The organism is Gimesia sp. (assembly GCF_048262075.1).
Classification (GTDB): Bacteria; Planctomycetota; Planctomycetia; order Planctomycetales; family Planctomycetaceae; genus Gimesia.
The window spans coordinates 166,641-182,190 of record NZ_JBLXFK010000011.1 but is presented as its reverse complement, the minus strand read 5'-3'; the positions used below and the strand labels follow the sequence as shown (position 1 = coordinate 182,190).

At 52.5% G+C, this 15,550-nt stretch carries 16 protein-coding genes; 5 read left to right on the top strand and 11 right to left on the bottom strand.

Features of this window, described 5'->3' with window-relative positions:
- The first annotated feature begins 56 nt into the window (after positions 1-56).
- The 5 genes from ACN0YH_RS20435 (at position 57) to ACN0YH_RS20415 (ending at position 7,160) form a co-directional block, all read left to right on the top strand.
- Positions 57-1,322 (top strand): PQQ-binding-like beta-propeller repeat protein, encoded by a 1,266-nt coding sequence (locus ACN0YH_RS20435; protein ID WP_417381439.1) that lies wholly within the window; start codon positions 57-59, stop codon positions 1,320-1,322.
- A gap of 9 nt (positions 1,323-1,331) precedes the next feature.
- A complete protein-coding gene (locus ACN0YH_RS20430; protein WP_417381438.1) occupies positions 1,332-2,825 on the top strand; it encodes a deoxyribodipyrimidine photolyase in 1,494 nt (497 codons plus the stop codon).
- Between the two features lie 81 nt (positions 2,826-2,906).
- The gene (locus ACN0YH_RS20425; RefSeq protein WP_417381437.1) at positions 2,907-3,686 is read left to right on the top strand and encodes a class I SAM-dependent methyltransferase; all 780 of its coding nucleotides are present in this window, start codon (positions 2,907-2,909) and stop codon (positions 3,684-3,686) included.
- A gap of 197 nt (positions 3,687-3,883) precedes the next feature.
- Complete coding sequence (locus ACN0YH_RS20420; RefSeq protein WP_417381436.1) at positions 3,884-6,556, top strand: cation-translocating P-type ATPase; 2,673 nt, start codon at positions 3,884-3,886, stop codon at positions 6,554-6,556.
- Between the two features lie 172 nt (positions 6,557-6,728).
- Positions 6,729-7,160, top strand: a complete 432-nt coding sequence (locus ACN0YH_RS20415; RefSeq protein WP_417381435.1) for a hypothetical protein — start codon at positions 6,729-6,731, stop codon at positions 7,158-7,160.
- 70 nt (positions 7,161-7,230) lie between these two features.
- Here the strand turns inward: ACN0YH_RS20415 and ACN0YH_RS20410 are convergent, their stop codons facing one another.
- From ACN0YH_RS20410 to ACN0YH_RS20360, 11 genes are all read right to left on the bottom strand, one after another.
- On the bottom strand, positions 7,231-7,755 hold the full coding sequence (locus ACN0YH_RS20410) for a hypothetical protein (RefSeq protein ID WP_417381434.1): 525 nt from the start codon (positions 7,753-7,755) through the stop codon (positions 7,231-7,233).
- A 445-nt stretch (positions 7,756-8,200) separates the two neighbouring features.
- On the bottom strand, positions 8,201-8,674 hold the full coding sequence (locus ACN0YH_RS20405; RefSeq protein WP_417381433.1) for a hypothetical protein: 474 nt from the start codon (positions 8,672-8,674) through the stop codon (positions 8,201-8,203).
- Positions 8,675-8,687: 13 nt separating this feature from the next.
- Positions 8,688-10,121, bottom strand: a complete 1,434-nt coding sequence (locus tag ACN0YH_RS20400) for an arylsulfatase (RefSeq protein ID WP_417381432.1) — start codon at positions 10,119-10,121, stop codon at positions 8,688-8,690.
- Entirely contained in the window at positions 10,087-11,451 is a 1,365-nt protein-coding gene (locus ACN0YH_RS20395; protein WP_417381431.1) for a sulfatase, read from the bottom strand. Before ACN0YH_RS20395 ends, ACN0YH_RS20400 begins: the two co-directional genes overlap by 35 nt.
- Positions 11,452-11,613: 162 nt before the next feature.
- Positions 11,614-11,922, bottom strand: coding sequence for a hypothetical protein (locus ACN0YH_RS20390; protein ID WP_417381430.1), 309 nt, complete (start codon positions 11,920-11,922; stop codon positions 11,614-11,616).
- 201 nt (positions 11,923-12,123) lie between these two features.
- Positions 12,124-12,528 carry a hypothetical protein gene (locus ACN0YH_RS20385; RefSeq protein WP_417381429.1) on the bottom strand — a complete coding sequence of 135 codons (405 nt, stop codon included), beginning with the start codon at positions 12,526-12,528 and terminating at the stop codon, positions 12,124-12,126.
- 92 nt (positions 12,529-12,620) lie between these two features.
- Positions 12,621-13,220, bottom strand: coding sequence for an RES family NAD+ phosphorylase (locus tag ACN0YH_RS20380; RefSeq protein WP_417381428.1), 600 nt, complete (start codon positions 13,218-13,220; stop codon positions 12,621-12,623).
- A 157-nt stretch (positions 13,221-13,377) separates the two neighbouring features.
- The gene (locus ACN0YH_RS20375) at positions 13,378-13,857 is read right to left on the bottom strand and encodes a hypothetical protein (protein ID WP_417381427.1); all 480 of its coding nucleotides are present in this window, start codon (positions 13,855-13,857) and stop codon (positions 13,378-13,380) included.
- Between the two features lie 183 nt (positions 13,858-14,040).
- Positions 14,041-14,343, bottom strand: a complete 303-nt coding sequence (locus ACN0YH_RS20370; RefSeq protein ID WP_417381426.1) for a hypothetical protein — start codon at positions 14,341-14,343, stop codon at positions 14,041-14,043.
- A gap of 540 nt (positions 14,344-14,883) precedes the next feature.
- Positions 14,884-15,294, bottom strand: coding sequence for a VOC family protein (locus ACN0YH_RS20365; RefSeq protein ID WP_417381425.1), 411 nt, complete (start codon positions 15,292-15,294; stop codon positions 14,884-14,886).
- A 15-nt stretch (positions 15,295-15,309) separates the two neighbouring features.
- A complete protein-coding gene (locus ACN0YH_RS20360; protein ID WP_417381424.1) occupies positions 15,310-15,549 on the bottom strand; it encodes a helix-turn-helix domain-containing protein in 240 nt (79 codons plus the stop codon).
- Position 15,550 lies beyond the last annotated feature (1 nt).

Sequence of the window (15,550 nt, the reverse complement as noted above, 5' to 3'; positions counted from 1 at the left end):
ATAGGATCCACGAACGCCCCAATGTTGAATGTGTCGAAAAACGAAAGAAGCTATCCATGGCATCTCATTTCCCCATCAAGCTGGCGAGTTTGATTCTCGCATTAATAACTGCTGTGACTCTCTCCGCAGATCCCGGGCAATCGGACTGGTCACAATGGCGGGGACCGAACCGGGATGGTGCAATCAAGGGAATTGAGTTCCCTGGCAAGCTGTCCGAACAATCTCTGACTCAGGTCTGGAAAATCCCGCTTGGTCCAGGTTACTCGGGCCCCATTGTCACTGCGGATCGTGTGTTCGTAACGGAAACCGTCGACAAAAAAAACGAAGTCGTGCGCGCACTGGATCGCGCGACTGGCAAACTCATCTGGAAACAGGAATGGCCCGGTGCCATGAGTGTTCCCTTCTTTGCTAAAGCGAATGGAGACTGGATTCGAGCGACTCCCGCTTTCGATGGCGCACGACTGTACGTTGCCGGTATTCGCGATGTACTCGTCTGTCTGGATGCAGACAGCGGCGAAGTACTCTGGCGTCTTGATTTCGTGGAAAAACTCAAAACGCCTCCCCCCGCTTTCGGCTTTGCCTCTTCACCGCTCATCGTCGGCGATGCTCTGTATGTCCAGGCGGGTGGTGGATTGTGTAAGGTCGATAAGCTGACCGGGGAAATTGAATGGCGGGCACTTGAAGATGGGGGTGGCATGTTTGGCAGTGCGTTTTCTTCACCTTATTATGCCACCTTAAATGGAGTTCCCCAGTTGATCGTCCAGACGCGCACCACGCTCACGGGCCTCAATCCTGTAGATGGGTCGGTCTACTGGAAACAGGACATCCCCGCCTTTCGAGGCATGAATATTCTGACTCCCACCGTCCACGAGAATTCCGTATTCACCAGCAGTTATGGCGGCAAGTCTTTTCTTTATACTCCCGACAAGTCAGGCGACTCGGCAGCCCCCCAGGAAATCTGGACTAACAAAGCCCAGGGTTATATGTCCTCTCCTCTGATCATTGACGGTTCGATATACCTGCATCTGCGTAATCAGCGTTTTACCTGTATCGATCTCAAGACAGGTGAAACCCGCTGGACCACTACACCTTACGGGAAATACTGGAGCATGGTCACTGATGGTGATAAAATACTGGCACTCGATCAGACTGGCGATCTGCTGTTGATCCAGGCAAATCCGGAAAAGTTTGAACTGCTCGACAGACGTAAAGTGGCTGAAGATTCCTGGGCACACCTGGCTGTCAGCGACAATGAACTCTTCATTCGCGCCCTGGATCACCTCGCCGTTTATCGCTGGAATACTTCTGACACCGAAAACTAACCATCGAAAATGACAGTTCCAGAAATCCGCATTCGCGAACTCAACCAGTGCCCACTGCAAAGGGACGGCGATTACGTTCTGTACTGGATGATCGCCAATCGGCGGACCCGCTCTAATTTCAGTCTGCAGCGGGCTGTGGAACTCAGCAAAGAACTCAATAAACCACTGCTCGTCTTCGAAGCACTGCGTTGCGGCTACGAATGGGCCAGCGACCGCCTGCATCGATTTATCCTGCAGGGCATGGCAGATAATCGGGACAGTTTACAAGACAGTTCCGTGGGCTATTACTGTTACGTGGAACCCAAAGCCGGCCATGGGTCGGGACTGTTGGCAGCGTTGTCCACGAACGCCTGTGCCGTGATTACCGATGACTTTCCCTGCTTTTTCATTCCCCAGATGCTGAAGTCGATCGCCCCCCGATTATCAGTACGACTGGAAGCCATCGATTCCAACGGTCTCCTGCCGATGCGAGCCGCTTCGCAGATTTATCCGACGGCGTACGCATTCCGTCGCTTTCTGCACAAAACGCTGCCAGATCATCTGGATCAGACTCCTAAGATCAACCCGATGTCCCACATTGAGCTTCCTGCATTCTCCTCCGTACCGAATGAAATCCTGGAACGCTGGCCGATGGCATCGGATCAATTATTACAGGCGACTCCCGAATCCCTGGCTGATCTCCCCCTCGATCATCAGGTCGGCCCGGTTGACTTTGATGGAGGGATGAACGCAGCCGGCAAAACGCTCAAACAGTTTCTCGATGTGCGTTTTGAACGGTACGCGGAGGAACGCAATCTGCCGGAAGAAGAAGTCACCAGCGGCCTCTCCCCCTATCTGCATTTTGGTCATATCTCAGTGCATGAAGTTTTCAAACGCGTCGCCAATCGGGAACAATGGAATGCTGCAAAAGTAATGGAACAGAAAGCAACCGGCAAACGGTCCGGCTGGTGGCAGATGAGTGAAACCGCCGAGGGATTTCTGGACGAACTGATCACCTGGCGCGAACTGGGTTATAACATGTGCTGGCAGCGCGACGACTATGACCAGTATGAGTCGCTGCCCGACTGGGCACGGACCACACTCGAAGAACATGCCTCTGACAAGCGCGACCCCAGTTACACGCTGGACGAATTCGAACAGGCCCGTACCCATGATGAACTCTGGAACGCTGCCCAGACACAAATGGTTACGGAAGGACGCATGCATAATTACATGCGGATGCTCTGGGGTAAAAAAATTCTGCACTGGTCGGAATCTCCCCAGGCGGCACTGGAGATTATGATGCACCTCAATAACAAATACGCCGTCGATGGTCGAAATCCCAATTCTTACTCGGGTATCTTCTGGTGCCTGGGTCGCTACGATCGCGCCTGGGGCCCCGAACGCCCGATCTTCGGAAAAATCCGCTACATGACCAGCGAAAACACGGCCCGCAAATTCAGCGTGGATGGCTACCTGGAACGTTTCAGCAAAGAAAAGCGGCAAGGCTCGCTGTTCGATTGAAGTCACATCGCTGGAACGTTTAAACTGACTCTCCAGTAATAATGTATTCAGGTGACGGTCGGCTTAATGGGAACATCGGTTTTGAACAGACATCTATTCCAGGGAACGGTCCCCTACTACGCGCGTTACCGCGTTCCTTATCCGCAGGCACTCCTGTCACAGGTATGCGAGCAGGCACAGTTGACAGGCGCAGGCAGACTGCTGGACCTGGGGTGTGGCACGGGTGAACTCGCGATCCGTCTGTCTCCCCGGTTTCAGGAAGTGACCGCTGTCGACCCCGATGCAGAGATGCTCGCAGCCGCACAACAGAAAGCACACGAGAACCAGGTCACCAACATTCAATGGCTTCATCAAAGCGCAGAGCGGTTTTCCGCAGAGCCGAATTCGTTCGAGTTGGTCACGATCGGTGCCGCCTTCCACTGGATGGATCGTCCCAGCATGGCACCCCGCATCCGTAGCTGGCTCCAGCCGCAGCAGCCCCTGGTCATATTGGGATACACCAGCATCTGGAGCGGCAACGCCGACTGGCATCCCCTGGTTCGCGATGTCGTCAAACGCTGGCTGGGTGAAAAACGGCGGGCCGGCACGGGTGAATTCAACGAACTCGCAGGACCACATGAACTGGTCTTACTCGACGCCGGTTACCAGCTGGAAGAAATCAAATTCCAGCATCCGCAGGCCTGGACACTGGACGATCTGCTGGGCAACCTGTACTCGACGTCCTTCGCGTCCCCCGCCGTTCTGGGCGAGAAGCGAGCGGACTTCGAAGCCGACCTGCGAGCCACTCTGCTCAACTACAATCCCAGCGGCGTCTACCAGGAACAGATGACATTTTACGCGCTGCTTGCAATCGCCGAATAACGTCATAAACTCATGCTGGCTCCTTTTAATCATCCGAATCACACCAGCCTCCTCAACGGAAGTTATTATTTACCCCATAGCTGAAACAGGTATGATCCACTAGAATCAAAGGTGTGTTCCCCACCTGGCGTGCTCCAGAACCGGAACTTATTAACCCGCTGAAGTGCTTCGTATCTACTGTAATGAACAGGTACCTGATGGCTCCCAAGGATAACAACTCTCTCACCTGGTATCAGCTCGATCTCCATCAAGTCGCGGAACGGTTGCAATCGCCTGACCAGGGGCTGACGCTCTCTGAAGTGGAAACCCGCCGCGCGGAAGTTGGACTGAATGAACTGATCGAAAAACAGCATAAATCCATCTGGATGATGTTCCTGGATCAGTTCAAGGATTTTATGATTTTGATTCTGATCGCCGCCGCGGTGGTTTCGGGGGTGATCGGAGAAGTTGCCGACACCATCGCGATTACAGTCATCGTGCTGCTCAACGCGATCCTGGGCTTCATCCAGGAATACCGGGCTGAGAAAGCCATGGCGGCTTTGAAGAAAATGGCGGCTCCTTCTGCAAACGTGGTGCGAGACGACAAAGTCGTGACCGTTCCGGTAGGACAACTCGTCCCCGGCGACCGCGTGCTTCTGGAGGCAGGCAACATTGTGCCCGCGGATTTGCGACTGACAGAAGCGGTCCAGTTACAGATCAATGAAGCTGCCTTAACGGGTGAATCGTTGACTGTCGAAAAGATCACACAGGTCCTTTCCGAAGCCGATCTCCCCCTGGGCGATCGGAAAAATCTTGCCTTTAAAGGTACCCTGATTACCAAAGGTCGCGGCCAGGGAATCGTGACCGAAACAGGCATGCAGACACAACTGGGACAAATCGCCACACTGCTTCAGGACCAGGAAGAAGGCCGCACCCCCCTGCAGAAACGCCTGGCCACGTTCGGCCAGAAACTCGCATATGTGATCCTGGCGATCTGCGCAATTGTCTTTATCGCTGGTCTGTTCCGAGGCGAACCGCCGCTGCTGATGTTGCTGACGTCGATCTCCCTGGCGGTCGCTGCGATCCCGGAAGCACTGCCCGCGGTGATTACCATTTCACTGGCGCTGGGAGCACGAAAGCTGGTTAAGCAACACGCGCTCATCCGCAAACTTCCTGCCGTCGAAACGCTGGGGTCGGTTTCTTATATCTGCACCGATAAAACCGGAACCCTCACACAGAACCGGATGACTGTCGAACAGGTTTACCTCAACGGCGAACTCGTCGCTCCGGACAAACTCCCAGTAACAATTGAGGAATCCCAGACCCAGCGGAGTCTCACAGAGCTTTCCCATCCCGAACTGCTGCTCTGTGCGCTGTCCCTCTGTAACGACACCCGCCTGGACGGAGATGACGAAGCCGTCGGCGATCCGACCGAAACGGCTCTGTTTGAACTGGCGCGGGAGAAAGGCTTTTTGCGCGAGTCCCTGGAAAAAACATTTCCCCGTCTGGCCGAGATCCCCTTCGATGCCGAGCGTAAGCTGATGACCACCTTTCATCCCTGGAGTGAGGGGAAGGTTGTTTCCATTACGAAAGGGGCTGCTGAAGAAATCGTGGCCCGCTCCACGCATGAGCATTCCCCGGCGGAACAGATCGAGATCAACCAGGAACAGCTCCAGAATACTGCGGAACAGATTGCCGGAGAAGGCCTGAGAACGCTGGGCTTCGGACTGCGCATCTGGGACTCCGTTCCGGAACCGCTCATCTCGGAAGAGGTGGAATCCGAATTAACCCTGGCCGGGCTGATCGGGATGCTGGATCCTCCCCGGCCGGAAGCAGCAGAGTCGGTGGCCCTCTGTCGCTCGGCCGGCATCCATCCGGTGATGATTACCGGCGATCATCCCCTGACCGCGGAAATGATTGCCCGGCGGGTGGGGATTCTCGCTGAACAGGAGGCAGGCGCCGTGCTCACAGGTCGGGAGCTCGCACAGCTGTCCCAGGCAGAGCTGAAATGCCAGGTTGAAAAAGTTCAAGTTTATGCCCGTGTCTCTCCGCAACAGAAACTGAAAATCGTGCAGGCCCTGCAGGACCGGGGACATTTTGTCGCGATGACCGGGGACGGCGTGAATGATGCGCCGGCATTGAAACGGGCCGACATCGGAATCGCAATGGGCGTGACCGGCACGGACGTCTCCCGGGAAGCAGCGCATATGATTCTGCTGGACGACAATTTCGCGACGATCGTCAAGACCGTCAGGGAAGGCCGGCGGATCTTCGATAACATTCGCAAATTTATCAAATACACAATGACCAGTAACCTGGGTGAGATCTGGACGATCTTCCTGGCGCCGCTGCTGGGCCTGCCCATCCCGCTGCTGCCGATTCATATTCTGTGGATCAATCTCGTCACCGATGGTGTTCCCGGACTGGCACTCACGGCTGAACCCGGAGAAAAGAACCTGATGCAGCGGCCGCCCCGCGATCCGAAAGAGAATATTTTCGCCCATGGCCTGGGGACGCATATCATCTGGGTCGGCCTGCTGATGGGAGCGGTCTCGGTGGTGACACAGGCCTGGTTCATTGATCGCAGCCAGGCGCACTGGCAGTCGATGGTCTTCACGGTCCTCTGCCTGAGCCAGATGGGACATGTTCTGGCCATCCGCTCGGAACGGGAATCGTTCTTCTCACAAGGTCCGTTTACGAATAAACCACTGCTGGCAGCCGTGCTGCTGACCTTCGTACTGCAGATGGCCACCCTTTATGTCCCTGTCCTGAACCGCATTTTCAAAACCGTCCCCCTGACGGCGGGAGAACTTGCCATCACCCTTGCCCTGTCATCAATCGTATTCATCGCCGTCGAAGTCGAAAAAGCCTGGAAACGAATGCGGCAGTAGAGTTGATTACTCTCAATAAGGTCGGGACGAACATGCGAGGATGAAGAGCATGCAGGAACTGAAAGAAATCAATTGCTGAGAGACAATCATCCTGATAGATTCAGACAGATTCAAAAGTCTGCCTATCCATTATTCGACAAAGTAACATTCCAACCGTTCAGTCAGTGTCGTGATGAAAATCGTCGTGGTCATTCTGCTGGTCTCTCTGTCCCTGCTGATCATCCTGTTTGGCATGCCCAATGTCGAGGAAAGCCGTCAAGAGGCGCGCAACTTCCTGGCCTTCAAGCTGGCTCAACAAATCAAAACCGGAGAATTACCTCCCGATACGTTAGATCCGTGGGGTCAGAAATTCGAAATTCAACACACGCCAGCTAATGTGATGGTCGTCACTTCGCACGGCTCAAACGGGGCTTCACCAGCAGACGGCTACGATTCGGACGACATTTCCACTTCCATGTCGAATCCGCCTCACAAGAGGACGATGACTCGCAAGCAGACACAGATTTTCGCCACGCTTGCTTTGTCCCTTTGTCCCTGGCTGATAGTGTTGGCAGTTCGGTTTCATAGACGTGCTGCCTCTCCACTGGAAAGTGAGAGACTCTGAAGGGGGCTCATTTTTTCATTACCGAATTGAGGCAAAGGGGGCGGCCCTGAATCTGCTTTCATCGTTTATATTACTTCGGTGGGTCCGTGTCAGGGGGTAAGGGGAGCTTAGAGAAATCGATTTCGGGAAGCTTCACAGGTTCAAGATTCTGCAGGAATTCCTTCGCGCGGTAGTCAGGATCAATAAAGTCGATGAGTCGGTACGAAAACACTTTGCCTCCACCAACCTGTCCATTAGCGATCTGCTCCACCAACACAAACCGTGAAATTTTTGCATGTTCGTTTTCCAGGTCGAATGTGTAGAACAGATCATGGCCTGCTTCTGTTGGCTGGATACGACAGCGGAGTAGGGGCCCCTGCTCTCCCTCTACTTCGAGCCTGCCTGTGCGAATGAAAGGAAACCGTGGATCGACCACAGCGGGGTCAGCCTTCGTGCTGACACAAATAGTGAAGCGGGTCGTGTTCTTATCGAGCGCCTGCATAGTGACGCCTTTACTGCCTGCAAGCTCTGGAGTCACGTCGATGTGTAACGTAATAGCGGACGCGGTCTGGGTGAAGCACGCAAAAACGAATGCGAAGAACAGTGGTCGCAGCATATCAATTCTCCATTTTGGGGTACGGTAAGCGGTCGTGTGCTGAGAAGACGCGGCAGAAATAGTTTTGTTCCACTCAATTTCAATTTCTGTCAGATAATGACCGAGATAACCGGGCTGATGGACCAGCGATGCACTTTTCTACACAAATGCATTGGCAACGAAAGTAGCAGCTCTGTAAAATCGAAAGGTGAGCCGAATCCCTTTAAGTGAATTAATTTATGGCGTTTTCGTTGAGAACTTAAAAGGGACAGCCCCCGAGCCTCTCTTCCCCATCGTTCGCTTTTAACTATAGAACAGTCCTGATTAGCCGCAGGGCGTTAGAGCCGGTTTTTATACCCGGATTTGCATGAACCGCGGCTAACGCCGTTCGGCTGATGTTGGATAATCAAAAGTGGTCAGCCCTCCGAATCCACTTACTTTTTATACATATGGCGAATGGAATCGACTATAAGAAGACCAGCTTGTACACAATTGCTGCCATTGCAACAAAGAAAGCCATGCGAGCAATTTTTTCGAATGTTTCAGGTGGGTATTTTCTTTTCAAAATAATACTAAGTCCCAACCCGAGAAACCCTGCCAAGACCAGGATAAAGAAGGGGTAGCGATCCAGCCAATTGCCACCAGAAATAATTGGGGACACCGCCTGTGCAATAAAAGCCCCTAACACACCGAACATCATCGTGTAATTTAAACAGTTGTAGAAAACGAATTTATTTTGTAATCGAAAACCAATTCGCAAGCCTAAAAGAGACCAGGCAACAACAGTACAAATAATGAATGTAAGTTGACCAGCCAGGAAAGCTCCCCCGATCATTCCAGCAAGAACGATCAGCAATACTACCAAATCGATAATGTAGTTTCTCATCTTCAATACCCAATCCTGGTACAAGTTTTGATCTTTGCTTCCCAGCGAAAGCATACACACCCCACACTCACGGATGCCACAGTGCTTTGCCTTTGTATTTTGTGCCGATGGGGTAGCGGGGGTTGGGGACTGCTGCTGTTTGCATGATTTCTGCGATTCGCTGGACCACCTCGGGATGTTTGTCGGCGACGTCTCTGGATTCGTTCAGATCCTGGTCTAAATTGTAAAGGGCGATCTCTTCCTGCTGGCCGTGGCGGATGCCTTTCCAGTTGTTCCAGCGCACTGCCTGGTCGTAGCGGGCGCGGCAGTGGCCGTAGTCCCAGTAGAGATAGTCGTGTTTGACTTTGAGAGGCTCGCCTCGCAAGGCAGGCAGTATGGAGACGCCATCCCGATCTGCGGGAACCTGTGCGCCCGCCAGTTCGGCAAAGGTGGGCAGCATGTCCTGGAAGGCGATGACTTCGTCGCTTACTTTGCCTGCGGGAATGGTGCCGGTCCAGCGCGCGATGAACGGGACACGGATTCCCCCTTCGGTGAGATCGCGTTTAAAACCGCGCAGGGGGCCGTTCGTGTGGAGTTGCGCGGGAACGCCTCTGTGGCCGCCGTTATCGCTGGTGAAAATGATCAGCGTCCGCTTGCTTAGCTGAAGCTCATTCACCAGGGACATAATCCGTCCCACATCGCGGTCCAGCCTGTGAATCATCGCGGCGTATTTTTTCGATTTCTCGTCCCAGTCCCAGTCGGAATAAGGTTCCGTGTCGGGTACCGCCAGGCCGTGCGGGTCTTCTGCTTTCGCGGAAAAGTGAGGCAGCGTGTAAGCCGCGTACAGAAAGAAGGGCTGGGCGGCGGAATCGCGAATGAATGTCAACGCGCGGTCGGTCAGCAGATCATGACTGTATTGCTGACGGGATTTGGTGTTCCCCGTCAGTTCCAGGCGGTCTTCGTTGTCGTCCAGGTATTCGGTAAAGTAATAATGCGCGTGATCCTGATTCAGATAGCCGAACCACATGTCGAAACCCTGGTTCGTGGCCCGTCCGACCGTGCCGGCATCTCCCAGCGACCATTTTCCCACGCCACCACAGCGGTAACCAGACTTTTGCAGGACCTCCGCGATGGTCACATCACTTTCCTGTAGATAGGTCGGGTAATGAGGAATATTGTCCCGTGCGGGAGCGTGCCCGTTGTGGAGTCCGGTCAGCAACACCGCCCGCGAAGCCGTACAGACGGAACCGCCCGCGTAGGCTTGTGTGAACCGCGTCCCCTGGGCGGCTAACTGGTCGATGTGAGGCGTTTTCATCAGCTTCTGGCCGTAACAACCCAGGTCACCGTAACCCAGATCATCGGCCATGATGAAAATGATATTGGGTCGTTTCCCTTCCGCGGCCTGCACCGACGCAGGCAGGCAGATCAGCGAGACGATCAACCAGAACACGCGTAGACGTGAAGTGATATGTGGTCCGCCGCCGAGTTTAGTTGCTGTACTTCTTAGCGCTGTTGTCGACATCTTCTTCCCATTCCTTCAAGGCCTGACTCAGTGATTTGACAATTTCAGGGTGCTCCGCCGACAGGTTCTGTTGTTCGCCGAGATCCGTTTCCAGATTAAAAAGTTCACTGCGGTTGTTTTTGAGACAGAGTTTCCACTGCCCGCGGCGGACAGCGCTGTTGTTCCCCATCCGCCAGAACAGGTCGCGGTCTGCTAAAGTACGTCCCGGTTGCCAGAGTGGTGACAGGTCGAGACCGTCGGTCTGGAAGTTGGTCGCTGATATTCCCGCTGCCTGCGCCAGGGTGGGAAGCAGATCCACCGAATGGGCGGTCTGGTCGGTCATACCAGCGGTAATGTTTCCCGGCCAGGAAATCAGACAGGGCACACGATGCCCGCCTTCATACAGGGTTGCTTTCTGTCCGCGCAAGGGACCATTGCTGGAGATGCTCTGAAACTGTTTTCCATAGTTAAGATAACCGCCATTGTCGGAAGTGAAGATCACCAGCGTGTTCTGCTCCAGATCCAGACGCCGCAGGGCAGACAGAATTTCTCCCACGCTCTGATCCAGCGACTCAATCATGGCCGTGGTGTGGGGGCTGACATTGTTGGGATCGGGAATGATGCCCCATTTGTCAGCGTGGTAATCCTGTCCTGCTTTGCGATGTGGTGGATCGTGGGGTCCCTGCCAGGGGAAATGGATCGCCAGGTGTGGCACATAGAGAAAGAAGGGACGTTCGCGGTTGGCTTCCATAAATTCCGCACTGTATTTGCTCAACAGATCGGCGGTGTAACCTTTCTCCATGCTGATTTCATTGTTATGCCACCAGTCCTCGTTACCGGAGCGATCGACGTGAGTGTGGTGGTCGCCATCTCCCGAGGTCAGGCCGCGAAACAAATCAAAGCCCTGATTTGTGGGCAGCCAGGGGGGCTGATAGCCCAGATGCCACTTTCCGAAACAGGCGGTCGCGTAGCCCTGTTGCTTGAGCAGTTCCGCCATGGTCACCGCCTGATGCGGCAGTCCGATATCGTGATTTGATTTCCCTGACAGAGCTGCTTCAAAGTGTCGCCCGAAACGCTGCTGGTACTGCCCCGTGAGCATCGCGGCCCTGGTGGGCGTGCACATCGCGCCGGCGGAATGGAAGTCGGTGAACTTCAAGCTGGCGGCAGACAGCCGATCAATGTGGGGCGTCTTGACGTGTTTGTTTCCATAACAGCCCAGGTCACCATACCCAAGGTCGTCGGCCATGATCAGGATAATGTTCGGCGGTTGTTGCTCTGCAGCTACAGAAGACGAACACGCCAGCAGGCAACAGACGGTGATTTGTAGAGTCATCAGAAGGGGGGAACGCATGAGGGCCGGTGATTCCATGAAAAGAGAGCGCTGGTTTGATTATCAGTTTTTTTCACTATAGCCGGTAGTGGTCGTCAATCACAACTTAAAATGTGATTCCACAAACTCAGATAACGGTCATGAATTCTGAGTCGCCGCTGGTGAGTGAGTTGGTGGTGATAATCAGAATTGTATTAATGCTTTGATGAACGGGCCTTTCGTGACCGACTCGCCGCGTCGCATTTCGACCTGGCCATTGACTGGTTTAACGGTCCACGGCTCTTCCTGTTTGCGGCTTACCGTCAGTTGCGAAGTTGTGCAGACCAGGTCACCCACTTTAATTTTCAATTGAGGCCCCTCAGGAGTTTGAATGACACTCAACGTGGCAATTTCTTTCGGTAACTGGGGAGACTGGTTCCCTTGTGAAGTGGAAAGCAAGCTGATGCACAGCACACAGACACAGAGCCAGGCGAGTGTTTTAGAATATCGCATCTAACATTTCCTTCTATTCCAGGTCTTAAACTTCACTGAGAATTTCGATTAGTAAACCGAAATTTTACATTTGAATTGTACTGAAAGTCAGCCTGCGTGCGCGTTTCCAATTGACCCCCAGCATTCGTAGACAGGTATACAATCACAGACATGAACAGAAGAGTGCTTAAGGGCGATCGATGACAATAAACTAACCGAGCGTTAGCCAGGAATTCCGGAACTCAGCCGATAAACCATATCCCAGAGCCTGTCGATCTCACCATGTTCAATAACCTCTACCGGCTTTCGAGATTGAAACGCTTCATTGGGAGTATAAAACCAATCCCCCAGACAATCCGGGTTCACCACTTCACTCAATGCCTGGCACAGTCGCTTCACTTCTATATAGTTACGCTGAAGTTTTTCTACTTTCTCTTTATTAGACTCGACCTTGGCGATTGCTCTTACAGAAACATTGACCAGACGGGAAAACTTGTCTCTTGGTAGACCTAACATATGACGCAGCTCGAGTTTGTTTTCATTTTGAAATACGATCACGCGAATGCCAAACAACCCAGGAATATTATAGTATTGTTTTTTTGGTGCTTTTTTTGATCTGATAGTCATCAAATTACCTTTTCCCTTGCTCAAACAGCTCTAAAGCTATTATATCGTTACCCGAGAACCTGACAAGCACTTTTGCATGCATTATTGCACGATCATGGCCAGTCAGAGGGGTGAGGTGGTAAATCATCTTCTGCTATCAACCTGATATAATTCGGAGAAACGACGGCATCAGGATAAATAACGACATTTTGTCCCCCGCGATCTTGTGCAGATGGTACCAGCAATCCCTGAAAGCCCGAAAGATACGCACCACGACCTATCGCCTGCGTCCATGATTCCTCTCCCTGGTCTTGAATTGCCTGCCAATCTTCTTCCAGCAACTCGGTAAGCGAAAATCCAAGTTTTCGGCGAACCGAAGCGTCTGTCAGATCTAAAAGAGACTTCACTTTAATTTCGAACCCCGCTATGACACGCGGGCGAATACTCTGTTTATCAAATCCAAATTTGTTAAACGTCTGGTAACTCTCGCTGACCGCAGTTTGCACGCTAAGAGATCCATAGATTGCTCTCAAGCTCTGAGGGTTCCATCTTCCTCCGAAGTAACTGGCACCATTACCTGAAATGAGATCCGCTTTATTCGCATATTTCACCCCAGCCGATCGAAAAGCGATCTCTTTTTTCGCAATCGCATGAGGACGTATTTTTTCAATACGATCAAATAAATCCTGTACCCCGGGTGCTTCTTCAGGCAAGGTTGTCTGTCTCCCTGCAAAACCGGTTTCACGTTACTGACAGATTTGAACTCAGTTCTGGAATCACACTGATTAATCGGCCTGCGTGTGTGTGTTTCCAATTGAACCCCAGCATGCGGAGACAGGTATTCCATCTCAAGCATGAACGGGAGAGAGCTTAAGGTCGATCGACGTATCGCGCCCCATAGTAGAGATTGAGGAGGCGATACTTCTCTTCGGATTCCTGGTAGTCGGATTTCAAACGTTCCCAGGCTGCTTCGAGTTTTTTTGAAATGGTGAAGGCTCCGGCCGCTGCGGCGAGCTTTTTGTTTTCCTGCGGAGTACCAGGATTGAAATATTCGTGTACCGTATTCAACTGGCGGCGCATCCGGTCGTAGAACTGACTGGCATCGTATGACTCATAGAAGGGGAGAAGCGGGACAGACTGCGCCTGAAAGAGCAGACTGGCGTCCCCATCAGTCCGCGCGCGGGTCGTTTCAGCAATCTGTTGTTCGGGAAAGGGAATCAGAGATTCTACGACCGTTTGTAAAACGGGAGTCTCGAAGGAATCCATTTCGTAAACGCTTTGAGGCACATCCTCTGCGAACAGAGACGAACATGCACAGCAGAAAACGACTGTCAAAAACGGTTTGAGCATCGTAAGCCTCCTGAAATCATCGGGCCTGAAAAAGAACGCCATTCGGAGCCGTGATGTAACAGAAAACACGATTTCTGTCCAGATGATTTGTACCCTATTTCACCAGTTCAGACTGTGTCCAGTTTTAGTGTAGCGTCTCCAGAGTCATTTGGACCGGATATAATAGATTGAGAGGCGCTTTGGTTAATTATGAGACGCACTAACATTCAACGCGCCGCCATGCAGGGGGAGTTGATTTTGTGTCTGCGACGGACGCCGCTCGTATTTCGCGGCATTGCTGATTTCGCGACGCAATTCTGACCAGGCCCAGGGACAGCGATATTGAAAATCGGGATCATAGCCTGCAGATTTGCGGAGACGAGATGTTTGCTGGTGTGATTGAGCGGGAAAGATCTGTGCGGGTACTTTTGGGACAACCTTCACAGCTGTCCGTTGATTTGCACCGACGAATTTATTGGTCACAATCGGTTGATGACGATTTTGCACATCCGATATCCTAATCGGATTTACTTTTAATTTATGTTTTGTGACTCGATAAATCACATCGTCTGCAACAACAGAACTGCATGCAAAACAGAGAAGCATGAGAATCGCAAAGAACCGGGCTTTCATCGCCTCTCTCCTGAAATATTCGCACACGAACGGATGACAATGCTGCAGAACTTTAGTATAGCAACAAATCTGGAAGAGATCGAGAGAAATCCCGAACGAGACTTTATAAACCAGCGAGCTGAACCGGCATTCGATTTCCTTACAGAGGGCCGATCACGATGAGAAGAAGGTTGTTATTCACACATTCCATCCAGAAATGAGCATTCTGAGAAGATGAGGCACGTCCCAGAAACAGACACCAAGAGCACTGCCACTTCCTGTTGCCTGCAGCAATCCCGAATTCCATTCGGGACCACCCACGGAACACTACAACACAATCCAGATCCAGCAAGTAATCTCGTGTCTTTCGTGCTTTTCGTGTTCTCTTCAAAATCGAATTTCATCATAAAATCGTTAATATTCCAGCAGCTGACATCAATAAATGGGCCAGATGCCGGGGGTAGCGAGTTCGAGGACGTGGTTGTCAGGGTCGCGGAAGTAGAGGCTTTCTCCGCCGCGGGGCCAACTGACGCGGCTCTCGATTTCGACGCCGTCGGCTACCAGGCGGGCTTCCCATTTTTCGAAGTCGTCACGTTCAATGGCGAAGGCGAAATGCACAGGGCCATCCCCGTCGTGAGGTGGAATGACGCCCCCTTCCAGATGAGCGGCAGTGTGCGTCGCGCCCCGTTTGAAGATCAGGAACACACTGCGATCGCCGGCATTCATGGCACAAAACCGCTGGTCTTCTGCCATGATTTCAAATTCAAACAGCCGCTGATAAAAGTCGATGGCGACCTGCAGATCATCAACGTAAATGGCTGTTTCCAGCACGCCGTGCACTTTCACAAATCATTCTCCTGCTCAGGCTGCCTGGCCTGTTGTTTGTTGTTCTTCTTCTGCTGCTGAATACTGCAGGATATCGCCTGGCTGGCATTCCAGAAACTCGCAAATCTTTTCCAACGTCGCAAAGCGAATTCCTTTTACTTTTCCCGACTTCAGCAGCGACAGGTTCTGTTCGGTGATTCCCACGTGCTTCGCGAGATCGCGGGAAGTCACCTTGCGTTTCGCCAGCATTACATCCAGGGTAATATAAATTCGCATG